20 protein-coding genes are annotated in these 25,847 nt (G+C 67.8%); 8 read left to right on the forward strand and 12 right to left on the reverse strand.

Annotated elements, in window-relative coordinates:
* Positions 1-61: 61 nt before the first annotated feature.
* The 5 genes from ppc to gap are packed head-to-tail and all read right to left on the reverse strand — an operon-like array spanning position 62 to position 6,221.
* A complete protein-coding gene (ppc, locus tag OCU_RS40405; RefSeq protein ID WP_014380460.1) occupies positions 62-2,878 on the reverse strand; it encodes a phosphoenolpyruvate carboxylase in 2,817 nt (938 codons plus the stop codon).
* A 38-nt stretch (positions 2,879-2,916) separates the two neighbouring features.
* Positions 2,917-3,150, reverse strand: a complete 234-nt coding sequence (gene secG, locus OCU_RS40410) for a preprotein translocase subunit SecG (RefSeq protein ID WP_008258126.1) — start codon at positions 3,148-3,150, stop codon at positions 2,917-2,919.
* Between the two features lie 30 nt (positions 3,151-3,180).
* Positions 3,181-3,966 (reverse strand): triose-phosphate isomerase, encoded by a 786-nt coding sequence (gene tpiA, locus OCU_RS40415; protein WP_014380461.1) that lies wholly within the window; start codon positions 3,964-3,966, stop codon positions 3,181-3,183.
* Positions 3,963-5,198, reverse strand: coding sequence for a phosphoglycerate kinase (locus OCU_RS40420; protein WP_014380462.1), 1,236 nt, complete (start codon positions 5,196-5,198; stop codon positions 3,963-3,965). Before OCU_RS40420 ends, tpiA begins: the two co-directional genes overlap by 4 nt.
* Positions 5,199-5,201: 3 nt before the next feature.
* A complete protein-coding gene (gap, locus tag OCU_RS40425) occupies positions 5,202-6,221 on the reverse strand; it encodes a type I glyceraldehyde-3-phosphate dehydrogenase (protein WP_009951905.1) in 1,020 nt (339 codons plus the stop codon).
* A gap of 320 nt (positions 6,222-6,541) precedes the next feature.
* Between gap and OCU_RS40430 the strand changes: the two genes are divergently transcribed.
* The 4 genes from OCU_RS40430 (at position 6,542) to OCU_RS51705 (ending at position 10,223) form a co-directional block, all read left to right on the forward strand.
* Positions 6,542-7,333, forward strand: a complete 792-nt coding sequence (locus OCU_RS40430; protein ID WP_014380463.1) for a TetR/AcrR family transcriptional regulator — start codon at positions 6,542-6,544, stop codon at positions 7,331-7,333.
* Positions 7,334-7,497: 164 nt separating this feature from the next.
* Positions 7,498-7,680: a DUF6307 family protein gene (locus OCU_RS40435; RefSeq protein ID WP_009951901.1), complete on the forward strand. Its 183-nt coding sequence runs from the start codon at positions 7,498-7,500 to the stop codon at positions 7,678-7,680.
* A gap of 376 nt (positions 7,681-8,056) precedes the next feature.
* Positions 8,057-9,583, forward strand: a complete 1,527-nt coding sequence (locus tag OCU_RS40440; RefSeq protein WP_233425199.1) for a wax ester/triacylglycerol synthase family O-acyltransferase — start codon at positions 8,057-8,059, stop codon at positions 9,581-9,583.
* A gap of 259 nt (positions 9,584-9,842) precedes the next feature.
* Complete coding sequence (locus OCU_RS51705; RefSeq protein WP_225332077.1) at positions 9,843-10,223, forward strand: HPF/RaiA family ribosome-associated protein; 381 nt, start codon at positions 9,843-9,845, stop codon at positions 10,221-10,223.
* Positions 10,224-10,603: 380 nt separating this feature from the next.
* On the opposite strand, the gene OCU_RS40450 is transcribed toward OCU_RS51705, so the two are convergent.
* Complete coding sequence (locus OCU_RS40450; protein WP_014380465.1) at positions 10,604-12,031, reverse strand: phytoene desaturase family protein; 1,428 nt, start codon at positions 12,029-12,031, stop codon at positions 10,604-10,606.
* A complete protein-coding gene (locus OCU_RS40455; RefSeq protein ID WP_014380466.1) occupies positions 12,024-13,769 on the reverse strand; it encodes a DUF3556 domain-containing protein in 1,746 nt (581 codons plus the stop codon). Before OCU_RS40455 ends, OCU_RS40450 begins: the two co-directional genes overlap by 8 nt.
* Positions 13,770-13,948: 179 nt before the next feature.
* Between OCU_RS40455 and OCU_RS40460 the strand changes: the two genes are divergently transcribed.
* From OCU_RS40460 to OCU_RS40475, 4 genes are all read left to right on the forward strand, one after another.
* Entirely contained in the window at positions 13,949-14,758 is an 810-nt protein-coding gene (locus OCU_RS40460) for a lysophospholipid acyltransferase family protein (protein ID WP_014380467.1), read from the forward strand.
* 3 nt (positions 14,759-14,761) lie between these two features.
* On the forward strand, positions 14,762-16,381 hold the full coding sequence (gene fadD12, locus OCU_RS40465) for an acyl-CoA ligase FadD12 (RefSeq protein ID WP_014380468.1): 1,620 nt from the start codon (positions 14,762-14,764) through the stop codon (positions 16,379-16,381).
* Positions 16,381-17,652: an alpha/beta hydrolase gene (locus OCU_RS40470; protein ID WP_014380469.1), complete on the forward strand. Its 1,272-nt coding sequence runs from the start codon at positions 16,381-16,383 to the stop codon at positions 17,650-17,652. Before fadD12 ends, OCU_RS40470 begins: the two co-directional genes overlap by 1 nt.
* A gap of 232 nt (positions 17,653-17,884) precedes the next feature.
* Entirely contained in the window at positions 17,885-19,282 is a 1,398-nt protein-coding gene (locus OCU_RS40475; RefSeq protein WP_014380470.1) for an HNH endonuclease signature motif containing protein, read from the forward strand.
* Positions 19,283-19,406: 124 nt separating this feature from the next.
* On the opposite strand, the gene OCU_RS40480 is transcribed toward OCU_RS40475, so the two are convergent.
* The 5 genes from OCU_RS40480 to uvrC are packed head-to-tail and all read right to left on the reverse strand — an operon-like array spanning position 19,407 to position 25,770.
* The gene (locus OCU_RS40480) at positions 19,407-20,807 is read right to left on the reverse strand and encodes a WS/DGAT/MGAT family O-acyltransferase (protein ID WP_009954040.1); all 1,401 of its coding nucleotides are present in this window, start codon (positions 20,805-20,807) and stop codon (positions 19,407-19,409) included.
* A gap of 52 nt (positions 20,808-20,859) precedes the next feature.
* A complete protein-coding gene (gene whiA / locus OCU_RS40485) occupies positions 20,860-21,837 on the reverse strand; it encodes a DNA-binding protein WhiA (protein ID WP_026071328.1) in 978 nt (325 codons plus the stop codon).
* On the reverse strand, positions 21,834-22,910 hold the full coding sequence (locus OCU_RS40490) for a YvcK family protein (RefSeq protein WP_009956168.1): 1,077 nt from the start codon (positions 22,908-22,910) through the stop codon (positions 21,834-21,836). The genes whiA and OCU_RS40490 overlap by 4 nt, the downstream gene beginning before the upstream one ends.
* Positions 22,907-23,818 carry an RNase adapter RapZ gene (gene rapZ / locus OCU_RS40495; RefSeq protein WP_008258167.1) on the reverse strand — a complete coding sequence of 304 codons (912 nt, stop codon included), beginning with the start codon at positions 23,816-23,818 and terminating at the stop codon, positions 22,907-22,909. Before rapZ ends, OCU_RS40490 begins: the two co-directional genes overlap by 4 nt.
* Entirely contained in the window at positions 23,815-25,770 is a 1,956-nt protein-coding gene (gene uvrC, locus OCU_RS40500; protein ID WP_014380471.1) for an excinuclease ABC subunit UvrC, read from the reverse strand. The genes rapZ and uvrC overlap by 4 nt, the downstream gene beginning before the upstream one ends.
* Positions 25,771-25,847: the final 77 nt, after the last annotated feature.

Genomic DNA, 25,847 nt, shown 5'->3' on the forward strand with positions numbered 1-25,847 from the left:
ATAACGACGCCGACACCGCGTGCCGCAACACCGGTGGTCAGCGCGGGAAGTACGCGCGTCGTCAGCCGCTGTTGCGCAACGCGCTCGCCAGCCCGTTCATCGTCAGCAATATCCCGCGCTGCACCAATTCGTCGTCGTCCCCGGAGCGGTAGCGGCGCAGCAACTCCACCTGGAGGTGGTTCAGGGGCTCGAGGTACGGGAAGCGGTTGAACACCGACCGCGCCAGCGCGGGGTTGTCGGCGAGCAGGTTGTCCTGCCCGGTGATGAGCTTGTGCATGGCGATGGTTCGGCCGTGCTCGTCGACGATCTTGTCGAAGACCCGGCGCCGTAATTCCTCGTCGTCGACCAATTCGGCGTAGCGGGCCGCCAGGCCGAGGTCGCTTTTGGCCAGCACCTGAGCCAGATTCGACAGCACGCTGCGGAAAAACGGCCAGCGCTGGTACAAGTCGTGCAGGATGCTCACCCGCTCGGCCTCGCTCTGCGGGCCCGCCGCGATCCACTGCTCGAATGCCGATCCGGTGCCGTACCAGCCGGGCAGCATGACCCGCGACTGGCTCCACGCCAGCACCCACGGGATGGCGCGCAGGTCCGAGATCGACTCGGTGGGTTTGCGGGACGTCGGCCGGCTGCCGATGTTCAGTGACCCGATCTCGCTGACCGGGGTGGAGGCCATGAAGTAGTCGACGAAACCCGGTGTGTCGTGCACCAATTCGGCGTAGGCCCGCTGGGCCAGCACGGCCACCTCGTCGAGCACCGCGTACGCCGGTTCCGCGGCGTCGCCCAGGCCCTCGACGTCCAGCAGCGTGGACTCCAGCGTGGCGGCCAGCAGGCTTTCCAGATTGCGTTGCGCCGCTTGCGGTTCGGCGTATTTGGCGGCGATCACCTCGCCCTGCTCGGTGAGCCGCAGCGAGCCGTTCACCGCGCCGGGCGGCTGCGCCAGGATCGCCTCGTAGCTCGGCCCGCCGCCACGCCCGACGGTGCCGCCGCGACCGTGGAAGAGCCGCAACCGGATTCCGGTTTTGCGCGCCACTTCCACCAGCGCCAGCTCGGCCCGGTACACCGCCCAGCTGGACGCCAAATACCCGCCGTCCTTGTTGGAGTCCGAGTAACCCAGCATCACTTCCTGGGTCTCGCCGCGCGCGGCCACCAGCGCCCGGTAGATCGGAAGTTCCAGTATCGCGTGCAGGATCGTCGCGCCGTTGTGCAGATCGTCGATGGTTTCGAACAGCGGGGAAATGCCCACGGGGCAGTAGGGTTCGGGACCGGACGCGTCGATCAGCCCCGCCTCTTTCAGCAGGATCGCGGCCTCGAGGACGTCGGAGACCGAACGGCACATCGAGATCACGTAGTTGGGGACGGCGGACGGTCCGTAGCGCTTGATGGCGTGCGCGGCGGCGCGCACCACACCCAGCTCGCCGCGGGCCAGGTCGGACAGCTGCGCGTCGTCGGCGACCAGCGGGCGGCGGGTGCCCAGCTCGGCCGCCAACAGCTCGACGCGCTCGTCTTCGGGCAGCGACCGGTAGTCCGGGTGCACGCCGGCCCACGCCAGCAGCTCGCAGATCACCTCTTCGTGCGCGTCGGAGTTCTGCCGCATGTCCAGGCCGCACAGGTGGAACCCGAAGACCCGCACGCCTTCTCGCAGCAGCGCCAGGCGGTCGTCGGCCAGCAGCGCGCTGCCGTGGCCGCGCAGCGACTCGTCGATGGTGTCGAGATCGGCCCCCAGTTCGGCCGGGGTTTCGTACGGCGGTAGCCCCAGATCCAGCACCTGCTGCGGTGTCCGGTCCAGGATCGCCGCGCTCGTCGCGCTGAGGCGGGCGCGGATCACCCGCACCGCCCGCCGGTACGGTTCGTCGGCGCGGGCCTTCTCCGCGCAGCCCCCGGCGAGTTCGGTCAGCGCGGGGGTGACCGAGACCAGGCGCGCCGACATCGACAGCTCCTGCTCCAGCGCGGTCAGCTCGGCCAGGTAGTGCGCCAGCGCGGTGAACGCGGCGCTGCCGGTGGCCTGGCGCACCACGTCGGCCGTCACGTTCGGATTGCCGTCGCGGTCCCCGCCGATCCAGGATCCCGGCTGCAGCATCGGCTCGTCGAACAGGTCGGCGTCGGGCCAGCGGGCGCGCAGGGCGTCGCGGACCTCGGCGTTGACCTGCGGGATCACCTTGAAGAACGCGGCGGCGTAGTAGCGCAGACCCACCTCGATCTCGTCGGTGATCTGCAGGCGGGACAGCCGGATCAGCGCGGTCTGCCACAGCGTGAGGACCTGGCGGCGCAACTCGAGTTCGATGTTGCGGCCGTCGTCGGTCTCGGCGTGCCCCTCGGCGTGCAGCCGCATCAGCTCGGTGATCCGGTGCTGGGTGACGAAGACGGTGCGTCGGCGGGTCTCGGTGGGGTGGGCGGTGATCACCGGAGCGACCACGGCGCCCTTCAACGCGTCGGCAACCGTGTCCGAATCGAGTTGTGCCTCATCGAGTTTGGCGTAGGTCGCGGCCAGGGTGCTGTCCGGCGGCGGTTCGCCGGCGGCGACGTGGACAGCGCGGCGGCGCTCGCGGTGGATGTCTTCGGCGACGTTGGCCAGCAGCGCGAAGTGACTGAACGCGCGGATGACCGGAATGGCCTGGTGGATGTCGATGCGAAAGAACATCCGGGCCAGCTCCGCCCGGTCGATTTCGGAGCGGCGCACCCGGAACGATTCCACTCGGGCGCGTTCGACGAGCTCGAACACCTCGCGCCCGTTCTGCTCGCGCACCGTGTCGCCCAGGATGGCGCCCAGCAGTCGGATGTCGGCCCGCATCGGCTCGGTCGCCTCGCGCCCCACCGGGGTGCGCTGGACGGCGCCGATCGGTTCCAGGGTGTCCTCGGGGGCTTCGGAGGCGTCAGCCATGCGTCCCAGTATCGGCGTGCCGCGGGGCGGTCAGGTCGTCAGTGGTACTTGATCAGCAGCGCCATGCCGATGATGCACACCAGCCAGATGCCGGTGATGAACAGCGTCAGGCGGTCCAGGTTCTTTTCCACCACGGTGGATCCGGACAGGCTCGATTGGACGCCACCGCCGAACAGCGTGGACAGGCCGCCACCCTTGGCGCGGTGCAGCAGCACCAGCAGCACCACCAGGATGCTGGTGACGACCAGGGTGATCTGCAAAGCCAACTGCATGACGGCCAGCCTACCGGTGCCTTGGCCGCATCACGGAAGAGGCCCACCGGCGGCGATGGCCGCCAGCGTGGCGAATTGCTCGCCGTCCAGCGACGCGCCGCCGACCAGGCCGCCGTCGATGTCGTCCTGGGCGACGAGCTCGCCGACGTTCTTGGCGTTGACCGAGCCGCCGTAGAGCACCCGCACCGAGTCGGCGACCTGGGGCGAGGCGAGCGACGCCAACTCCTTGCGGATCGCCGCGCACACCTCCTGGGCGTCGGCGGCGCTGGCCACCCGCCCGGTGCCGATCGCCCACACCGGCTCGTAGGCGATGACGACCTTGCCGATCTGTTCGGTGGACAGCCCGGCCAGCGACCCCCGCAGCTGCTCTTCGCAGTGGATGACGTGGTTTCCGGCCTCGCGCACCTCGAGGTGCTCGCCGATGCAGACGATCGGGGTCAGTTCGTGCTTGAGCGCCGCGGCGGTCTTGGCGGCGACGACGGTGTCGTCCTCGTGGTGGTAGGTCCTGCGCTCGGAGTGCCCGACGACGACGAACGTGCAGCCCAGCTTGGCCAGGAAGGCGCCGCTGATCTCGCCGGTGTAGGCGCCGGCGTCGTGCTGGGACAGGTCCTGCCCGCCGTAGGTCAGCCGCAGCTTGTCGCCGTCGACCAGGGTCTGCACGCTGCGCAGGTCGGTGAACGGCGGCAGCACCGTGACGTCGACCTTGTCGTAGTACTTGTCCGGCAGCGCGAACGCGATCTTTTGCACCAGCGCGATCGCCTCGAAGTGGTTGAGGTTCATCTTCCAGTTGCCGGCGATCAGTGGCTTGCGGCTCACGCTGCGCCTCCAGTCGGTTGCGGACGGTCCAGTACCTCGACACCCGGAAGCGTCTTGCCCTCAAGGTATTCCAGCGACGCTCCCCCACCGGTGGAGATGTGCGAGAAGTCGCCTTCCGGGATGCCCAGCGCGCGCACGGCCGCCGCCGAGTCCCCGCCGCCGACCACGCTGAAGGCGCCCTTGCCGGTCGCGGTGGCGATCGCTTCGGCGACGCCCTTGGTGCCCGCGGCGAACGCCGGGAACTCGAACACGCCCATCGGCCCGTTCCAGAAGACGGTCTCGGCGTTGGACAGCAAGGTGGCGAACCGTTTGACCGATCCGGGCCCGATGTCCAGACCCATCAGGTCGTCCGGGATGGCGTCGGCGGCGACGGTCTGCGGGGTCGCGTCGGCGGCGAACTTGTCGGCCACCACGATGTCCACCGGGAGCCGCAGCACGTCGACGTAGGTGTCCAGCAGCCGCCGGCAGGTGTCCACCATCTCGGTCTCCAGCAGTGACTTGCCGACGGAAAAGCCTTGCGCGGCAAGGAAAGTGAAGCACATGCCGCCGCCGATGACGATGCTGTCGGCCTTGGTGGCCAGCGACTCGATGACCCCGAGCTTGTCGGACACCTTCGACCCGCCGAGCACCACGGCGTAGGGGCGTTTGGTGGAGCTGGTCAGCTGCTGGAGCACCTGGATCTCCTCGGCCACCAGCGTGCCGGCGTAGTGCGGCAGCAGGGTCGCGATGTCGTACACGGACGCCTGCTTGCGATGCACCACGCCGAAGCCGTCGGAGACGAAAGCGCCTGTGGGCCCGACCAATTCGGCGAGCTGGCGGGCGAGGGCGAGCCGCTCGGCGTCGTCCTTGCTGGTCTCGCGGGCATCGAAGCGGATGTTCTCCAGTAGCAGGACGTCGCCGTCGGTCAGCCCCTCGGCGCGGGCCAGCGCGTCGGTGCCGACGACATCCCCGGCCAACTGCACGTGGCGGCCCAGCTGCTCGGAGAGCGCCGCGGCGACCGGCGCCAGCGACAGCTTCGGGTCCGGCCCGTCCTTGGGACGCCCGAGGTGCGCGGTGACCACCACCTTGGCGCCCGCCTCGACGAGCGCCTTCAGCGTCGGCACCGAGGCGGTGATGCGCCCGGGGTCGGTGATCTTGCCGTCATCGAGCGGCACGTTCAGGTCCGAGCGCACCAGCACGCCTCGGCCCGAAACCCCCTCGCCGAGAAGGTCTTTGAGCGTGTGGACGGCCACGGGTTACAGCGACTTGCCGACCAGGGCGACCAGGTCCACCAGGCGGTTGGAGTAGCCCCATTCGTTGTCGTACCAGGACACCACCTTGGCCTGGTCGTCGATCACCTTGGTCAACCCGGAATCGAAGATCGAGCTGTGCGGGTCGGTGACGATGTCGCTCGAGACGATCGGCGCGTCGTAGTACTTGAGGATGCCCTTCATCGGCCCCTCGGCGGCCGCCTTCATCGCCGCGTTGATCTCCTCGGCGGTGGCGGACTTCTTCAGCTCGGCGGTCAGGTCGGTGACCGAGCCGGTGGGGATCGGCACCCGCAGCGCGTAGCCGTCGAGCTTGCCCTTCAGCTCGGGCAGCACCAGGCCGATGGCCTTGGCGGCGCCGGTGGAGGTCGGCACGATGTTCAGGGCGGCGGCGCGGGCGCGGCGCAGGTCCTTGTGCGGGCCGTCCTGCAGGTTCTGGTCCTGGGTGTAGGCGTGGATGGTGGTCATCAGGCCCTTGACGATGCCGAACTCGTCGTTGAGCACCTTGGCCAGCGGCCCGAGGCAGTTCGTGGTGCACGAGGCGTTGGAGATGATGTTCTGGCTGCCGTCGTACTTGTCGTCGTTGACGCCGAGCACGATGGTGATGTCCTCGTCGGTGGCCGGCGCGGAGATGATCACCTTCTTGGCGCCGGCGTCCAGGTGGCCCTTGGCCTTGGCGGCGTTGGTGAAGATGCCGGTGGACTCGACGACGACGTCGACGCCCAGGTCGCCCCACGGCAGCGCCGCCGGGCCCTCCTTGACCTCGAGCGCCTTGATCTTGGCGTTGCCGACGACGATGGTGTCGTCACCCTCGAGGCTGACGTCGTGCGGCAGGCGGCCCAGGATGGAGTCGAATTTCAGCAGGTGCGCCAGGCTGGCGTTGTCGGTGAGGTCGTTGACCGCGACCACCTCGATGTCCGCGGTGCCTTGCTCCTGTTGAGCCAGCAAGGCCCGGTAGAAGTTCCGCCCGATTCGACCGAAGCCGTTGATACCTACTCGGACCGTCACTTGTCTCTCCTCTGTGTTTCCTGAGCCGTCTTCATCAATGTCTTTTCCATGTCCGCGGACACCGCCTCTGGTCAGCCTAGATCAGCGACACGCTCGGTTGGCGCGCCGGTAAGAGTGTGGACCATCGCCTTTGCAGGATGGTCGTCGGTAGACGCCACAACGTGTGCGCAACATCACCCGAGCGGTTGCGGGTCCAGACCGGCTTCGGCCTGCCCGGCGCGCCCCGTCGAGCCTGCAATTCCGGCTGGAAGCCCTCGCGGACTCCTGCACCCGCTCGCTCCCCACGCCGGGTGTCAACAACGTTGGCCAGCGGCGTTAGGATGGGCCGCCGCAATCGCGTAGAACACATGGAGGAAGGGACGTCCACGGTGCCGAAGCGAACCACAGCTGCCGGCGATGGACTTGACGCGTCCGCCGCCAACCGCCCAGAACACGGCATGGTCAGCCGGTCGGTGGTATTGCAGTGCGCCTTGCGATTGGTCGACCGTGACGGTGTGGATGGATTGTCGATGCGGCGTCTGAGTGAGGCGGTGGGTCGCGACCCGACGGTGATTTATCGGCATGTGCCGAACAAGGCGGCGCTGCTCGACGGCATCGCCGAGATTGTGCTGGGCAAATTGCGGGTGGACACGGCAGACCCGGACTGGGCCGAGCAGCTGCGCGCGGTGGCGCATGACTTCCGCCGACTGGCCCTCGAGCACCCGAATGTGGTGCCGCTATTGGTGACTCGGCCACTAGCCACGCCGCTGGGGCAGCGACCCCCGGGCATGCTACGGCCACTGGAGGACGTCGTCGCGCTGCTCACTTCGGTGGGCTTCAGCGGAGTCGACGCGCTACATATTTACCGGGTGCTCTTCGGCTATCTATATGGCCACATCCTCACCGAGCTGCAGGAGGTCGTCGAGCGGCCCGAGGAGTCCGATGATGTGCTGCGCCTCGGGTTGCACCGACTGGCGATCACCGAGTTCCCTCAGGTGCGCGCGCTGGCCCCAGCGCTCGGCGACTACGACGGTGCAGCCGAACTCGACCGCGCTCTGGATGTGTTGTTCATCGGTCTGGCCGCCACCGTGCCAGCGCCAAGGCGCTCGGCCCGCAAACGCGCGAGGAAGTAGCACGAGATCAGCTAGGCGTTTCGTCCCCACCTGCCGCTGTGCTGGAACGGAAGATCTTGTTCTTTCAAATCGGGCGTACCCAAGACCCGCGTGCTCGTCGCGCACGCGGCGACCGCGAATCGGCGTACGCTCATCGATATCGAGCAGCTCGGTTGCGAGCGAACATGCTCGACTACAAAGGAAATTCGATGGCAGCGCTCACAACGTTTCGCACTCCCTACGAGATTCGTCTCCAACTCGTCACGGACACCATAAGCGCGCACTCCAAGGTGGGCAATGATGCGGCGGTCAAACTCGCCGTGCATGTCCTGGCTGCGTTGAACTCAATCCCCGAAAAGGTGCGCTGAGTAACGGTCCGGCTGGGCGTCAGCACCGCAGCGACCGCACGCCTTCCCGTTGGTGCGCATCCATTTCGTCCTGCTGATCCCGGTATGGCTTGGCGGCATGTTGCGAGCGATATTGTGCGCCAGCGCGTGTCGATGGTGTGGACGTACGGTGATGGGCACAGTGCGGGCTGACCGAAGTGCCGCCGGCACGAATTGGCAGACGGTGCCGGGTATCACGAATCGCCCTGCGGCCAGGCGTTTCGGCCGTCGCTGCTGAGCGCGGCGCAAAAGCCGCGGGCCAAGCTTTGAGCTGACAGCTCGGATATACGGATGGAACAGCATGATGAAACGATTGACCGGCCTTGACGGTGTCACGCTGCACGGCGAAACATCAGTGATGCCCACCCACGTCATGGCCGTGTTGTTTTGCGACCCCGAGGCGCACGGCGCAGTGACCGCCGACGCGATTTGCAAGCTGCTGGCTCAGCGCACTGCGACAATCCCTGGTTTCCGGCAGCGTCTGCTCACCAGACCCTTCGGGTTGGGCCAGCCGTCATGGATCGAGGACCCCGCATTCGATGTCCAAAGCCATCTGCATTGTGTGCGGCTGGCCGAACCCGGCACCATGCGAGAGCTGACCACCCTTATCGGCGAGTTGCATGGGCAGCCGTTGAACCGCGACCGCCCGCTGTGGGACGCCTGGGTCGTGCAGGGTCTCGCCGACGGCAGACTAGTGGTGTTGATCAAGTTCTCCCACGCCATCACCGACGGTGTGGGCGCAGTGACGTCGATGTTGCCCGAACTGATGACTGTCGATGCCGACGCTGAATTCGCGGTGGCGCCAGAGCGGGCCGAGGCCACGATGCCCGGTGCGGCCACCAGGGTGTGGGACGTGATCGACGAGGTCGCCGCCAACACCGCTGTGGGCATTCGGATCGCCGTCAGGCTGGGCCCCGTCGCGGTGAAGTCGACGATAGGAACCGCGTTGAGATCGGTACGCAAACTCCTCCCGGGTGCCGGACCGCAACGGTCCGACGGTTCGGATTCCGAGGAGGACGACAGTTCGCCGCGAACGCTGCTGAACGCCCCCCTCACCGCGCGACGGACCGTTGCGTTCGCCGGGGTGGCCATGGATGATGTGCGCGCCATCGCCGGCGCGTTCGATGTCACTGTGAACGATGTTTTTTTGACCGCAACGACATCGGCGCTGCGCAGATGGTTGGCAAGCCACGACACGGTGCCCAGTCATCCGCTGCGCACCATGATGCCGATCTCGACACGCGGCGTCGACGGCGACGCGTCCAATAGTTGGTCGCCTGTTGTCGTCAAATTGCCGGTGGATCTGGCCGACCCGGCACAGCAGTTGGCCAGCATTCACGATGCGACATCCAGGATCAAGGACGGGCGACGGGCAGTGCGGCCCGTCAATCTCGCCGACGTCATAGACCTCGTTCCACCGGTCGTCATCGGCTGGGTGATGGGTGTGTACACCGGTCTGCAACTGTCGCGGTTCCACTCGCCAGTCGCTCATGTCATCGCCTCCAACGTTCCGGGCCCCAGCGACGAAATCTATTGCGCCGGGGCGCATGTCCTCGGAATTCACGCTCTGGCCCCGCTGTTTGAGGGCTCGAATCTCAACATCACCGCCGTGTCCTATGGCGGCACCCTGAGCGTGGGCATCGTCGCGTGCCCCGATAACGTCGATGACGTCGCATCGGTCGCGACCTGCATCGAAGACGTGGTCGGTGAACTGAAAATCGCCGCCGACGAAAAGGCCGGCCAGAGCGCGGGTTTATCCCGCCCCAGCGAGCCGGAGCCCACCATGAATGGCACTGCCACAACGCAATTCGCAGGGGCCGAAGCGGGCTGGCCCGATCGGGGCCTCGCGCCACGAAATGCCGGCATAGCTCACTTCCTCGAATGAGGGCCTCAGGGCCCACGCCGTAGGCCAACAGCGTTGACAACCCGTCTGACAGGGCGTTTACTGGAGGTCTAGTCCGGAAACTGGTCATCGGCGTTCATGCGTTCGCCGCAGCACACCGCACTTTGGTTCTCACGATCGGCATTGTGACCGCCCTGGGCTTGGCTGTTTCGGTCGCCGGCCAACATGACATTCGTCCAGCCACGCGTCGACCAGCTCAAATCAACACCCTCGATACCTAATACCCGAAATGGGGGCCACCATGAGGAACTCTGACCACGCAAAGCGAAACACTTTCCGCGAGAATGTGATTCACGTAGGCGCGGGCTTTCTCGCCAAGGAGCGTCCACACGTCACACAGACGTTGTCCACGCTTGAGGCGCAGCTAGGCAGATGGCATCCGAAAGATGTGGACATCGAAGTCACCCTGCAGGACCGCGGCGGCAAGGAACAGCGCATCACATTGCGCACAACCCTTCCCGGCCATCCACTGCTCGTAGCAGTCGCAGAAAACCCGGACATCACCCGTGCCCTGTGCGATGCAAAGCGCGAATTGAGCCGGCAGCTTGAACACCAGAAGTCGACACACGATCCGATGAACAATCGCCGGCTCAAGCGCGCGACCATCCGCCATCCGGACTAGCCGCACACCGTTCGAGGTGGCCCGGCACGCAATGCAGGACCCCAACCAAACAGCAACTGTCTTTCACGAGCAGGAAGGTGCACGAACATGACGCACGCCACTGAGACGCATTCGGTCGTCAGCTCTGCCGAGGAGCGCGTAACGCCCTCAACAGGATCTGGTATCTCGTTGATCCATAATGGCCCGTTGACGGTCCAGGACGTACTCCGTGCGGGCATGCGCCGCAGGGCCAGACGCAAGGGAATGGCCCGGCAATCGATCTGGGATTCAGACGGCGGCGTAGGCAAGCCGTGGAGAGCCGACGTGCCGCTGGGCGGCACAACGCGATAACACGGCGGCGGCACGGTATGAACGCCGATCTCGTCGAGGGGGCTCCGCCGTCAATCGCTGCGGCGTTTGCGCAGCCAGCCCAGCGCCGCCTCGGCGGCGTGGTAGCCGCACAGTCCGTGGATGCCGGCCCCGGGCGGGGTGGACTGCGAGCACAGGTATACCCCCGGCACACCGGTCGCGTACGGGTTGACGGAGACGCGGGGCCGCAGGATCACTTGGAGCCCGTCGTTGGCGCCGCCGATGATGTCGCCGCCGATGAAGTTGGGGTTGTAGGCCTGTAGATCGGCGGTGCCCCTGCTGACGGTGGCGACGACGCGGTCGCGGAATCCGGGCGCGAAGCGCTCGATCTGGTCAGTGATGATCTCGGTGGCATCGCCGGTGTAGCCGAACGGCACGTGGGCGTAGGCGTAGATCGGGTTGATATTGCCCGCCGAGCGCGACGGGTCGGCCAGGTACTGCTGCCCAAGGATGATGAACGGCCGCCGGTACATCCGACCTTGCGACCGCTCGCGTTCGCTGTGTGCGATCTCGGCGAATGTCCCGCCCAGGTGCACGGTGCCGGCGTGACCGCAGTCGGGATTGGTCCAGGGAATGTGGCCCTCGATGGCGTAGTCGACCTTGAAGGCCGAGGACCCCTGGCGGTAGCGCCGGTAGGAGCGCTTGATGCGGCCGGGCATGGCGTCGCCGTAGAGCCGCAGCGTCGCGGCCGGGGTGAGGTCGAGCATGACGATGTCGGCGTCGGGAATGTCTTTGCGGCTGGTCACTGTGACGCCGGTGGTGATCGCAGCGCCGTGTTCGGCCAGGACGGCTGCTAGCGCCGCGATGATCGAACCCGATCCGCCCGCAGCCACCGGCCAGCCGTAGTGGTGCCCGCTGGCCATGAACATCAGCGCCATTGCGGCCGTCAGCGGCCGGTCGAGCCGGGTGTAAGCGTGCGCGGCCTGGCCGCCGTATAGCGCGCGCACCCGCTCGGTGCGAAACCAGCGGGCCAGCACGGTCGCCGGCAACAGCGCGCGCGGCCCGAAGGCAGCAAGCCGGATGGGGTGGTGCGGAACATGCAGGACCGGGCGCATCAGGTCTTGGCACAGCTCGTCGAAGCCGGCGGCGAGATCGCCCACCGCGAGCCGCCACCGCCGTCCGTCGGCGCCCATTTCGGCCACGGTTCGGTCGATCGACCGGTACAGCAACCCGGCGGTGCCGTCGTCGAGCGGATGCGCGCAGTCGACCTCCGGCCACTTCCAGGTCAGCCCGTAGCTCGGCAGGTCGATCTCCTCCCAGAACGGTGAACCCACTGCCATCGGATGCGCAGCCGAGCAGACGTCGTGGATCACCCCGGGCACCGTCAGCTCGGCCGAGCGCGCTCCCCCGCCGACCGTCTCGCCGGCCTCCAGCACCTGCACGTCGACACCGTGGCGGGCGAGGTGGATCGCGGCGGCCAGCCCGTTGGGCCCGGCGCCGACGACGACTGACCTAGCCATGGGCGTCATCAATGACGTGGACGGGGCAGTCATCGCCGGGCTCGGGCCACGGCTGGCGGGTCAGCATGTCCTTGACGTCGACGTAGCCCGCCTCGATCAGGCCGGTCTTGGCGTCGAGGATGCGATACGACTGCCGTTGGACGTGGATGGGCTGACCCTCCAGGACGATGACCCGCAGGTCGCCGTCCTCGAAGCGGCAGCGGCGTTGCACCGCCTCCACAAGTTGCTCGTTGTGCAGGTGGCCCTCGCCGAAGTTCCACCCGACGAGCGGCCCGGCAACGATTTCGCCCTCACGGATCTTGTAGTCGGCTTCGTCGTCGATCGCGCGCGGCAGCAGCCCGTTGAGCGCCCGGCCATGCACGTGCATCGCGCGGAAGGCGGCGATCTTGTCCGCCAAGATTTCGGCGGTTTCCGGGTCGTAGAGCCTCGCCAGCTGATTGACGACGAGCGCGGAGCTCTTCACGATGTCGGCGTCGATCTTCTCCTCGGCGCCCGCACGAAAGCACCACACGCTGGTGGCCCAGTTGCCGGCGTAGTACCGCATCGCCGGAAGGAACGAAATCTTTTCGGGGAACATGTTTCCCACGATGACCACCACCACCGCGAGGATCACGAGGGCGAGCAGCACGGGCGAGCGAAGATCGGGGGCCCGGACCGCGCCGTAATGCCCGAACAGATAGAACAGCGAGAAGATGAAGAACACGTTCCATTCCAAGGGGACTCCCATTGGGAGGTTGGAAATGATGTTGAGATGGAACAGCACCATGAACGCGATCAGAAACCATCGCCACGGGTGATCGGCGGCGAAGAAGACCAGCACCGTCGGAACCACGAATTCCGCTGTGGTGCCGCCGACGTGGGCCATCAGCTTGGGCAGCAGCGACGGTCGCAGGTCGTTGACGTGGTCGAGGTAGAGCAGGTGCTTCAGCGGGGTGAACACCCGGCTTCGCAGCAGCGCGTTGTTGCTCGTCATCACCGCCACCACGTAAGGGAAATGGTGGTTGAGCTTGGAAACCGCTGCGCCCCACCACAAGCAGAGCATGATGAGCTTGCAGGCCGCGATCTGATCGGTGAACGGGAAGAAGAACACGAACAGCTTCAGCCAATAGTGTTCGCCGCGGGCGGCCAGGAAGACCGTCTTGTCGCGTAGACCCAACAGGGCCAGCGCCACGATCGTCGGGACGACCCGCACGGGGTCGATCAGGCCGACATCGCCCGCGGTGGTGACCGGCCCGCCGTGGCCGGGCGACAGCAGCGCCCACACCCCGCCGATCAGAACGATGGCATACAGCGCGACGTCGAAGGCGGTGCGCGTGTCGCCGCGGGTGAACGGAACCTTGCCGGGCCAGGCCGGGAGCCGAATTGTGTTGGGTCGCAACCAGTAAAGGATGCCGCCGATCGGTGGCATGAACCGCCCGGTCAGCGGCCCGGATCCGCAGCCGAGGCCGGTGACCTCGAACAGCAGCGTGAAGATGACGACCTTCTGGTAGACGATGGGTTGCGTCCACCAGTCGCCGATGCGGCCCAGACCGCCCAGGCCGGGGGTTAGCGAGATGATCGCGGCGGGGGCGGCGACGTAGAGGGCGATCTTGAGCAGGTAGAGCAAATACACCGCGTATGGCGTGCCGAAGCCGTGTTCCGCCCAGTGCCGGGTCACGACTTGCAGCCGGGTGGCCCGGGGCAACGTGGGCCAGGTGCTGCGGTCGACGTCCGGAAGCTCCGGTGACATGAATCCCATGGGCGGCCTCGTTCCTGTCGGAAAACCAGCTGGCCCATCGAATGTATCGGCACCGCAGCCGACTCAACGGCTTACGCGGGCGAAAATGCCGAAACACCATGACGTCGGCGCTTCCTTGGTCGCTACCATCGAGGGACTCGACTCGGCACCTGGCCCGGCGCGAGCGTTAAGGGAGGAACGTGACCGACAGCGACAACGCCGATGGCGGGGACATCGGCAAATTCGACCCCGTCTTGACCCAGCGCCTGATGGCGGTGATGCGCCCGGTCTTGAAGACGTACTTCCGGTCGGAGGTACACGGCTTGGACTCGTTCCCGCCCGGCGGTGCGCTGGTGGTCGGTAACCACTCGGGCGGCATGTTCCCGATGGACGTCCCGATCTTCAGCGCCCACTTCTACGACAAGCTCGGCTACGACCGGCCGGTCTACACGCTGAGCCACGACATCCTCATGACGGGCCCCACCGCGGACTTCTTCCGGCGTACCGGATACATCCGGGCCAATCGGGAGAACGCGGCCGTCGCGCTGCGGTCCGGCGGGGTGGTGATCGTGTTCCCCGGCGGCGACTACGACGCCTACCGGCCCACGCTGTCGGAGAACGTCATCGACTTCAACGGCCGCAAGGGTTACGTCCGCACCGCGATCGACGCCGGCGTCCCGATCGTGCCCGCGGTGTCGATCGGCGGGCAGGAGACGCAGCTCTACCTGACGCGCGGCACCTGGCTGGCCGAGCGGCTGGGCATCAAACGGTTGCTGCGCAGCGCGATTCTGCCGGTGTCGTTCGGTTTCCCCTTCGGCCTGAGTGCGGTCATCCCACCCAACCTGCCGCTGCCGACCAAGATCGTGACCCGGGTGCTGGAGCCGATCGACATCGCCGGGAAGTTCGGCGAGGACCCCGACATCGACGAGGTCGACGAGTACGTGCGCTCGGTGATGCAGGAGGCGCTGACCGAGCTCGCCGCCAAGCGCCGGTTCCCGATCCTCGGCTGAGTCATGCCAAACCCTTTGAGCGAGACCCTTGGTCTGATCGGCACCATGCGCCGCGCCGGACTGATCGCGCCCATGCGCCCGGATCGCTACGTGCGGATCGCCGCGGCCATGCGCCGCGAAGGCATGGGCATGACGTCAGGGTTCGCCAGCGCCGCCCAACGCTGCCCGGATCGGCCCGGGCTGATCGACGAGCGGGGCAGCCTGACCTGGCGCGAACTCGATGAGCGGTGCAACGCGCTCGCCGCGGCGCTGCAGGGGTTGCCGTCGGGCCAGCCCCGCGTCATCGGGATCATGTGCCGCAATCACCGCGGTTTCGTCGAGGCGTTGGTGGCCGCCGACCGGATCGGCTCGGACATCCTGCTGCTCAACACGTCGTTCGCCGGGCCGGCGCTGGCCGACGTGGTGACCCGCGAGGGCGTCGACGCCGTCATCTACGACGAGGAGTTCACCGAGACGGTGGACCGCGCGCTGGCCGGCACGCCTGACGCGACCCGCATCTTGGCGTGGACCGATGCCGAGCATGAGCGCACGGTCGAGGGGCTGATCGCGGCCCGGGCAGGCGCTCAACCCCAGCGCACCGGGCGCAAGGGCAAGATGATCCTGCTCACCTCCGGCACCACCGGAACGCCCAAGGGCGCCAAGCAATCTGGCGGCAACGCGGGAATCGGAACGCTGAAGGCGATCCTGGACCGCACGCCGTGGCGGGCGGAGGAGCCCATCGTGATCGTGGCGCCGATGTTCCACGCCTGGGGCTTTTCCCAGCTGCTGCTCGCGGCGTCGTTCGCCTGCCCGGTGATCACCCGGCGCAAATTCGACCCGGAGGCCACCCTGGACCTTATCGACCGGCACAAGGCGACCGGCCTGGTGGTGGTGCCGGTGATGTTCGACCGGATCATGGATCTGCCGACCGAGGTGCGGCGCCGCTACAGCGGCCGGTCCCTGCGGTTCGCCGCGGCATCCGGTTCGCGGATGCGCCCCGACGTCGTCACCGCGTTCATGGACGAGTTCGGCGACGTGATCTACAACAACTACAACGCCACCGAGGCGGGCATGATCGCCACCGCCACGCCGGCCGACCTGCGCGCGGCGCCCGACACCGCGGGCCGGCCCGCCGGTGGAACCGAAATCCGCATCCTGGACCCGGAATTCAACGAGCTGCCCGCCGGCGAGGTCGGCAGCATCTACGTGCGCAACAACACCCAGTTCGACGGCTACACCTCGGGCAGCACGAAAGACTTTCACGCCGGATTCATGTCGTCGGGCGACGTCGGGTATCTGGATTCCGCGGGCCGGCTGTTCGTCGTCGGCCGCGACGACGAGATGATCGTGTCCGGCGGCGAGAACGTCTACCCGATCGAGGTGGAGAAGGCGCTCGCAGCACATCCCGACGTGGCCGAGGCGGCGGTGATCGGCGTCGACGACGAACAATACGGCCAGCGGCTGGCGGCGTTCGTGGTGCTGGAGCCGGGCGCCGGCGCTACCCCCGACGCCCTCAAGCAACACGTGCGGGACAACCTCGCCAACTACAAGGTGCCGCGCGAGATCGCGGTCCTGGATGAACTCCCCCGCAGCAGCACGGGCAAGATCCTGCGCGCGGAGCTGCGAGCACGGGTCGGCGGCTGATGCGGTTCACCCGGATGATCAGAAGGCCCAGGCCACTGGTGCGCGCCACGCTGGAATTGGCCAACGCCGCCAACGGTTTACGGCCGCTGGCCCGCAAGGGCTACAGCACGGTGCTGGTCTTCTGGTTCGGGTGGCCGGCGTCCGAGGTGCCGGGCGTGTACTTCTCCGCTTCGCTTTTGGACGTGCTGCGGCGCGGGCGGCGCGGCGACTTCGCGGGACGTCGCGGGAAGGTGGCGCTGGCGCTGACGGCGGCGTCCTGGGCCATCCTGGCGGTGATCAAGTATCGCGGCGTGACGACCCCCGGGCCGGTGCTGGAGGCGGGGCTGCGCGAGCAACTCGGCGACGACTATGAAGAGGCGCTCGACAAGCTGCCGCAGACCAAGCCCACCCGCAGCGGGCGTCGCACCCTGCCGCTGGGGAATACGGTGGCGCGGCGCCGCTACGTCGAGAAGACGAACGTGGTGTCCTACGGGCCGCACCGCCGCGCCAATCTGGCCGACATCTGGCGCCGCCACGATCTACCGCGCGACGGCAAGGCGCCGGTGCTGGTGCAGGTGCCCGGCGGCGCGTGGGTGATCGGAATGCGCCGGCCCCAGGCCTATCCGCTGATGAGTCACCTGGCCGCGCGCGGTTGGGTGTGCGTGTCCATCGGCTACCGGGTGTCGCCGCGGCACACCTGGCCCGACCACATCGTCGACGTCAAGCGCGCGCTGGCCTGGGTGAAGGAGAACATCTCCCGCTACGGCGGGGATCCGAATTTCGTGGCGATCACGGGCGGTTCGGCCGGTGGCCATCTGTGTTCGCTGGCGGCGCTGACACCCAACGACCCGGCGTTCCAGCCCGGCTTCGAGGAGGCCGACACGTCGGTGGTCGCCGCGGTCCCGGTGTACGGGCGCTACGACTGGTTTTCCACCGAGGGCGAGGGCCGGCGCGAATTCGTGGAGTTGCTCCAAAAGTTCGTCGTCAAGCGGAAATTCAGCACCCACCGCGACATCTACGTCGACGCCTCACCGATCCGTCGGCTCCGCGCCGACGCGCCACCCTTCTTCGTCCTGCACGGGCACGACGATTCGCTGATCCCGGTGGGCGAGGCGCAGGAGTTCGTCGAGGAGCTGCGCGCGGTGTCCAAGTCACCGGTCGCCTACGCCGAATTGCCGCACGCCCAACACGCTTTCGACATCTTCAGTTCCCCGCGGGCCCACCGTTCCGCGGAGGCCGTGGCGCGGTTCTTGTCGTGGGTGTACGCGACGCGTCCGCCCCAGCGCGACTAGGACCGCTTTCGGCCGACCGAGGCGGTGCCCCGAGCCGTGCGCGTTCCGGCGCCGCGGCCCGCGCGCGCTCCCGCGCCCCGAGCCGCCCGCGCTCCCGGCGACACGAGCCGCCCGCGCTCCCGCCGACACGGTTTCGGATATCGGAAACGGATATTGAATTCCCTTGTGTCACTGTGGCTTCTGTGGTCACAATGCGGGGTTTTGTGTCGGTGGGCCTCGATAGGTTCGTGGTATGAGTTCGGGCGGCATCATCGATCGGGACGCGATCAGCGCGGCCTTCGACGCGCTTGATGCCGCGATCGAGGGCGTGGCGGGGCTGAGTTTTGATGCGCTGGCTCCTCGGGAGTGCCTGGCGCTGTTAGAGCGCTGCGAAAAGACGCGCCGCCGGCTGCCGGTGGCTGAGCATGCGTTGATCAATCACCTGGCCCGCCAAGCCAGCATCCAAGAACTCGGCGGCCCGCTGGATCAGGCGATCGCCGACCGGCTGCGGATCAGCCACACCGAGGCCGCCCGGCGGGTCAAAGACGCCGCCGATCTGGGCCCGCGCCACGGCCTGACCGGTGAACCCTTGCCCCCGGTGTTGGCCGCCACCGCCGCCGCCCAGGCCCGCGGTGAACTCGGCGCCGCCCATGTCGCGGTGATCCGCCGATTCTTTCGCCGCCTGCCCGGCTGGATCGACCCAGCCACCCGCGAGCGCGTCGAGGCCGACCTGGCCGGCCACGCCGCCTATCACCGGCCCGACGAACTCGACGGCCTGGCCCGCGTCCTGGAAGATTGCCTCAATCCCGACGGCCTTTTCACCGATGAGGACCGCGCCCGCAGCCGCGGGGTGACCCTAGGCAAACAACAGGCCGACGGCATGTCGGAGTTGCGGGGCCTGATCACCCCCGAACTACGCGCCACGCTGGAAGCCGTGGAAGCCAAACTCGGCGCCCCGGGCATGTGCAACCCGCTCGACGACACCCCGTGCGTCGACGGGACGCCCAGCCAAGCCGCCATCGACCGTGATACCCGCTCGGCTGCTCAGCGCGGCCATGACGCCCTGCTGGCCGGGCTGCGTGGGCTGTTGGCCTCCGGGGAGTTGGGTCAGCACAACGGGTTACCGGCCTCCATCATCGTCACCACCACCCTGGCCGAGTTGGAGGCCGCCGCCGGGCGAGCCCTGACCGGCGGGGGCACCATCCTGCCGATGAGTGAGGTCATCCGCCTGGCCCGCCACGCCCATCACTACCTGGCGATTTTCGATAAGGGCAAGGCCCTGGCGTTGTATCACACCAAGCGGCTGGCTTCCCCGGGACAACGAATCGTGTTGTACGCCAAGGACCGCGGCTGCACCGCCCCGGGCTGCACCGTGTCGGGTTACTACTGCGAAGTCCACCACACCACCGACTACAGCAAGTGTCACAGCACCGACATCAACCAGCTCACCTTCGCCTGCGGCCCCCATCACCGCATGCTCAACCCCGGCGGCTGGACCACCCGCAAAAACCCCCGCGGCGACACCGAATGGAAACCACCACCCCACCTCGAGCGCGGCCAACCCCGCACCAACACCTACCACCACCCCGAAAAACTCCTCCACCACGAACACCACGACGACGCAGAAGCCGACAATCCCGGCGCCGCATAACACTTTTTGCCATCGCTGCTAGCTCCGATGGCGCCGACCCGCCTCGCCCGGCTGCGCCGCGCTCGCGATCGCCGCTAGGTCAAATGGCGGCGCCTCATAGTCGTGAGATCGCCTGGCAGCAGGCCTAGTTGGGGCTGTTCTCCCGCGCGGCGGCCTTTTCGAGGTCGGTGAGCGCCGGCTCGATGCGATCGGCCATGTCGTCGATGTCGTTGGCCACTTCGGGCGTCGTCACGAAGCCGAAGTCGAGGTAATCCGTGTAGGAGAAGCAGGTGATGTTCAGCGCGACGTCCATCACCGGGGGCCCCAGCGGCACCAGCGAATCGAGCTTGGCGCCGGCCATGTACAGCGGGAACGACGGGCCGGGCACATTCGAGACAACCAGGTTGATAGGGGCCAGGTTTCGCGACAGACCGCTGGCGGTATATGCCCGCGCGGCCAGCCCCAACAACCCCGGCGGTGTCGTCTCGGTCAGCCCCATGATTTGGTGCGCCGACAACGCCTTGGCCATCAGCTTGGCGTTCTGGGTGCTTTCGTGGATGGACCGCAGCCGTTCCCCGGGGTCTTCGATGTGGGTGGCCAACGAGACGGTCATCGAGCTCACCTTGTTGCCGACGTCATCCTTGTTCTCGTCGGTGCGCGTCGACACGGGGATCTGCGCGATGAGCGGTTTGGCAGGCAACTCACCGCGTTTGAGTAGGTAGTCGCGGGCGGCGCCGGCCACCAGCGCCAGCACCACGTCGTTGAGCTTCACACCGTAGGCGTCCTTGACGACCTTGGCGCGGGCCAGTTCGACGCGGCAGCCGGTGATGCGCCGGTGTGGCGAAACCGGCGCGTTGAAGCGGGTTTTCGGCGCTTCGAAGTAGCGCGGCGGCCTGCTGCGCACCCCCAGCGTGGCGATCTGCTGGCGCACCGTCTGCTCCACCAGCCGCGCGACGCGGAACGGCGTCTTGACGCCGACGTTGATGAGCGCGCCCACCGCACGCCGCTCGATGCCCGGAATATTCAACCCCACCAGCGATCCGACCGTCTCCTGTTGCGGCGGTCGCGGTTCCGGCGTGACGTCCAGCAGGATCTCACCCAGGCCAGCGCCCGAGACGCCGTCGACGATGGCGTGGTGCATCTTGGTCAGCGACGCGATCCGGCCGCCCTCGACACCCTCGATCACCCACATCTCCCACAGCGGCCGGGCGCGGTCCAGCTTGTAGGACATCAACCGCCCCACCAGTTCCTCGAGTTCGCGCCGACCGCCGGGCGCCGGAACCGCGATGCGCCGGATGTGGAAGTCGGGGTCCAGGTCCTCGTCCTCGACGAACCACGGCCGGTCCAGGCCGAATGGCGCCCCGGTGACCCGCCACCGCAACTGCGGCAATTCCGGCAGCCGCTCGATGATCAGCTCGCGCAGTCGCGCAAAGCTGTACTCGGAGCATTCCTTCGGGTCGCAGATCGCCAGCGCCCCCACGTGCATGTGCCAGCCCGCGGTTTCGGCCGACCAAAACGCCGCATCAACGCTCGAAAGCCGTTTCATTCCCCGACCGTAGCCCCCGCCACCCCTTGCGAACAGTGATTCGCGCGACCAGTTAGGCGTCTTCCAGCAAATCCGGCGTCACCGCCGACTCGGTGTCGGGAATGCCCTCGATCTTCGCCTTGCGGTCGGCCATCGACAGCAACCGCCGAATGCGGCCGGCCACAGCGTCTTTCGTCATCGGCGGGTCGGCGAGCCGGCCGAGCTCCTCCAGCGACGCCTGACGATGCTCGACGCGCAGCTTGCCGGCCGAGGCCAAATGGTCGGGGACGGTGTCGCCGAGGATCTCCAGCGCCCGCTCCACCCGGGCGGCCGCCGCGACCGCCGCGCGCGCCGAGCGGCGCAGGTTGGCGTCGTCGAAGTTGGCGAGCCGGTTGGCCGTGGCCCGCACCTCGCGGCGCATCCGGCGCTCCTCCCACACCAGCCGGGTGTCCTGGGCGCCCATCCGGGTCAGCAACGCGCCGATCGCCTCGCCGTCACGCACCACCACCCGGTCGGCGCCACGCACCTCGCGGGCCTTCGCGCTGACTCCCAGCCGCCGCGCCGCGCCCACCAACGCCAGCGCCGCCTCCGGGCCGGGGCAGCTGACCTCCAGCGCCGAGGACCGTCCCGGCTCGGTCAGCGACCCGTGCGCCAGGAAGGCCCCCCGCCACGCGGCCTCGGCGTCGCCGACGCTGCCGCCCACCACCTGGGCCGGCAGCCCGCGCACCGGGCGGCCGCGGTTGTCGAGCAGCCCGGTCTGGCGGGCCAGCGCTTCACCGTCGTTGGCCACCCGCAACACGTACCGGGTGCTTTTGCGAATTCCGCTGGCGGACAACACATGCACGACGGCGGTGTAGCCGTAAAGTTCGAAAATGTCTTTGCGCAGCCGCCGGGCGACATTGCCGAGATCGACCTCGGCCTCGACCACGACGCGGCCGCCCACGATGTGCAGCCCTCCGGCGAACCGCAGCAGGGACGTGACCTCCGCCCGGCGCGCGCTGACCGATTTCACGACCAGGCGGCTCAGTTCGTCCTTGACTTCGGTCGTCATCGCCACGAGTCGTCACCCCTTGGTCCGCTGCCGGCGGGCCCATCCCCACCTGGTGGTGGTTTTGCACCGTCGACCCGAATATCCGCGGTGGCCGTGGCCGGAGCCGCTTCCGGACCCTTGCGGGCCGCCCGGACCCCGTCCAGGGCCGCCGCGAGCTTGCCTGGATCATGTAAAGGTGTACCAGGTCGGGACACGTCAGCGAAGTGGACCTCGGCATGCAGCAGGGTGGCGGTGCGGCGCAGTTGCTCGCGTTCCCGCTCACTCGGCACCCGGTCGGCGTCGATGATGATGTCGTGCACGGTAAATCCCGGAGCGTGCTGGGCCAGCACGTGCAGATGACGCTCGACGGAGAACCCGGCGGTCTCCCCCGGCTCGGCCACCAGGTTGAGCACCAGGGCGCGCCGCGCGGACGTCGCCCGCAGCGCCGCCGCCAGCTCGGGCACCAACACGTGCGGGATCACGCTGGTGAACCACGAGCCGGGGCCCAGCACCACCAGGTCGGCGGCCATGATGGCGTCGACGGCCTGCCGGGTGGCCGGGGGGTGGTCCGGCAGCAGCCGCACCCGGCGCACCTTGCCCGGGGTGGTCGCGATCGCCACCTGGCCGCGGATCACCCGGAACATCCGCGGGTCGCCTTCCAGGCCGGACACGTCGGCCTCGATCTGCAGGGCGATCGGGCACATCGGCAGCACCCTGCCCTTGACGCCCAGGATGCGCCCGAGCTCGTCGAGGGCGGCCACCGGATCGGCCAGCACCTCCGACAGGCCAGCCAGCATCAGATTGCCGATCGGATGCCCCGCCAGAGCGCCGCTGCCACCGAACCGGTGCTGCAGGATGGTCGCCCACAGACGCCCATGTGGACTGTCAGAAGCCAAGGCCGCCAACGCCATTCGCAGGTCGCCGGGCGGCACCACGCCGAGTTCGCCGCGCAGCCGGCCCGAGGATCCGCCGTCGTCGGCGACCGTCACCACGGCGGTGACGTAGGGGGTGAGACGCCGGGCCGCCGACAAGGTCGCGTACAAGCCGTGTCCGCCGCCCAGCGCGACGATGCCCCGGTTGAACGGCTCGCTCATTCGCGACCCAGATCCCGGTGCAGCACGCGCACCGACAGCTGGTGATCGGCGTTCAGCAACTGCATCAATTGCTCGGCGATCGCGACACTGCGATGCTTCCCCCCCGTGCAGCCGATGGCGACCGTCATATAGCGCTTGCCCTCCCTGCGGTAGCCGTCCACGACCAGAGATAGCAGTCGATGGTAGGCGTCGAGAAACTCGGCCGCGCCGGGCTGGCTCAACACGTAATCCCGCACCGCGGGGTCCTGCCCGGTGCGGGGGCGCAATTCGTCGACCCAGTGTGGGTTCGGCAGGAATCGCACGTCCATCACCATGTCGGCGTCCATCGGCAGGCCGTACTTGAAACCGAACGACTCGACCGTGACGCTGGTGGTCGCGCCGGCGTCATTGCCGAACGCCCGCTCGATGGTCTCGCGCAGGCCCCGCACCGACAGCGTCGACGTGTCGATGATCAGGTCGGCGGTGGCGCGCACCGATGCCAGCATCCGGCGCTCGGCCGCGATGCCCTCGGCCAGCGTCTGATCGCCCTGCAGCGGGTGGCTGCGCCGATTCTGCTCGTAGCGGCGCACCAACATGTCGTCGGATGCTTCCATGAACACCACCCGCGGGGCGATGTTTCGGGTCGCCAGCTCGGTGCGCACCGAATCCAGATCTCCGGTGAAGCCCCGCGACCGCACGTCCATCACCACCGCCAGCTGGGTGATCCGCGACCCCGCGTCCATGCCGAGGTCGACCATCCGGGTGATCAGCTGCGGGGGCAGGTTGTCGGCCACATACCAGCCGAGGTCCTCGAGCACCTTGGCCGCCGTACCCCGCCCGGCCCCGGACAACCCCGTCACCAGAACGACGTCGATACCGGCCGGGGCGTCCACCGAGTGATTCCCCGCCAACTCGCCCGGACCCGTCATTGCGCGGCCCTGGACTCGTCGGGGGCCTGCTCGGGTCGCAGCGCCTCCAGGACGGCGGTGGCGGTGGCGACGCCGATGCCGGGAACTGCGGTGATCTGGTCGACGGTGGCCTCCTTGAGGCGGGCTATCGATCCGAAATGGCTTACCAGTGCCTTGCGGCGATGTTCGCCCAATCCTGGCACCGAATCCAGCACCGATGCCGTCATTCGCTTGGATCGCTTGCTGCGATGGTAGGCGATCGCGAACCGGTGCGCCTCGTCGCGGACACGCTGCAGCAGGTAAAGACCCTCGCTGTTGCGCGGCATGATGACGGGGTCGGGTTCCGAGGGCACCCACACCTCTTCGAGCCGCTTGGCCAGCCCGATCACCGCGACGTCGGTGATGCCGAGCCCTTCGAGCACCGCGCTGGCCGCGTTGACCTGCGGCGCGCCGCCGTCGACGACGTACAGGTTCGGTGGGTAGGCGAAGCGGCGGGACTTCCCTTCCGGCGAAAGCATATTCGGGTCGTTCTGCTCGCTGAGGTGGCGCGCGAAGCGGCGCCGGGTCACCTCGGCGATGGAGGCGACATCGTCGGAGCGCCCCTGTCCGGCGGCCTCCCGGATGCTGAAGTGCCGGTAGTCCGATTTGCGTGGCAGACCGTCCTCGAACACCACCAGCGAGCCCACCACGTCGGTGCCCTGCACGTGGCTGATGTCCACACATTCGATGCGCAGCGGCGCCTCGGACAGCCCGAGGGCTTCCTGAATATTCTGCAGCGCAGCGGATCTGGCGTTGAAATCACCGGCCCGCTTCAGCTTGTGTTGCTGCAGGGCTTCTTTCGCGTTGCGCTGCACGGTTTCGGCCAGCGCGCGTTTGTCACCGCGCCGCGGCACCCTTAAGACGACTCGGGACCCGCGCAGGCCGGACAACCAGCTCGTCAGCTCGTCGGCGTTGGACGGTAGGCAGGGCACCAGCACCTCCCGAGGCACCGGGTTCACCGATTCGTCTGCGGCGCCGCCCAATTCGGCCTGCTCGCCGTAGAACTGCGTCAAAAACTGCTCGACCAACTGTTCCTCGCCGGAATCGCCCGGGTCGGCGGACTTTTCGACGATCCAGCCGCGCTGACCGCGGACCCGGCCGCCGCGCACGTGGAACACCTGCACCGCGGCCTCGAGGTCGTCGTCGGCGAAGGCCACCACGTCGGCGTCGGTCCCGTCACCGAGCACCACGGCCTGCTTTTCCATCGCCCGCTTCAGCGCGCCGAGGTCGTCACGCAGCCGCGCGGCCCGCTCGAAATCGAGACGCTCGGCCGCGGCGTTCATCTGCTGTTCGAGCTCGCGGGCGAACCGGTCGGTCTTGCCGGACAGGAAGTCGCAGAAATCGTCCACGATCTGACGATGCTGTTCGGCACTGACCCTGCCGATGCACGGCGCCGAGCATTTGTCGATGTAGCCCAGCAGGCACGGACGGTCGATCTGCCTGTGCCGCTTGAACACTCCCGCCGAACAGGTGCGCGCCGGGAAAACCCGGGTGAGCAGGTCCAGCGTTTCCCGGATGGCCCAGGCGTGCGAGTAGGGGCCGAAGTACCTGACGCCCTTGCGGCGCGGGCCGCGATAGACCATCAACCTCGGGAATTCCTCGTTGAGGGTGACCGCCAGCACCGGATACGACTTGTCGTCGCGGTAGCGGACGTTGAACCGCGGGTCGAATTCCTTGATCCAGTTGTATTCGAGCTGCAGCGCCTCGACTTCGGTGTTGACCACCGTCCACTCGACCTTGGCCGCGGTGGTGACCATCTGCCGCGTTCGCGGGTGCAGGCCGGAGATGTCGGAGAAGTAGGACGTGAGCCGGCTGCGCAGGCTCTTGGCCTTGCCAACGTAGATGACCCGGCCGTGCGGATCCCGGAATCGGTAGACGCCCGGCTCCACCGGGATGGACCCGGGCGCCGGGCGGTACGTGGCGGGATCTGGCACAGATCCAGGCTAGTAGCCGGGAACGACGTGCCGAGAAAGGCGGGGCGCCGGTCTACTGTGGTGCCCACGAACGTTGG

The sequence above is a fragment of the Mycobacterium intracellulare ATCC 13950 genome (assembly GCF_000277125.1).
Classification (GTDB): Bacteria; Actinomycetota; Actinomycetes; order Mycobacteriales; family Mycobacteriaceae; genus Mycobacterium; species Mycobacterium intracellulare.